The organism is Desulfurellaceae bacterium, assembly GCA_021296095.1.
In the GTDB taxonomy this organism is placed as follows: Bacteria; Desulfobacterota; Binatia; order Bin18; family Bin18; genus JAAXHF01.
This window is the reverse complement of sequence record JAGWBB010000070.1, coordinates 1-311: the sequence shown is the minus strand read 5'-3', so window position 1 is coordinate 311 and position 311 is coordinate 1. Positions and strand designations below refer to the sequence as shown.

Annotated in this window: 1 protein-coding gene; it reads left to right on the top strand. The window is 70.4% G+C overall.

Annotated features, from left to right (window positions below; all coding sequences use genetic code 11):
• A partial coding sequence (locus tag J4F42_15880; GenBank protein ID MCE2486994.1) for a hypothetical protein occupies window positions 1-311 on the top strand: 311 nt, incomplete at both ends.

Genomic DNA, 311 nt, shown 5'->3' with positions numbered 1-311 from the left:
TGCGCGAGCGCACGCCCTTCCCCCGCAGCCTGCTGGAACGCCTGCCCAAGCTGCAACTGCTGACCACCACCGGCATGCGTAACGCGGCGATTGACCTAGACGCCGCCACCGATTGCGGCGTTGTGGTGTGCGGCACCGGGGGCGTGGGCTATCCGACCGCCGAGCTGACCTGGGGCCTGATCCTGGCCCTGGTGCGCCATATCCCGGAGGAAGACCAAGCCACCCGCGCGGGTCAGTGGCAGCGCAGCCTGGGGCTGGGGCTGAACGGCAAAACCCTGGGCCTGATGGGCCTGGGCCGCCTGGGGTCACAG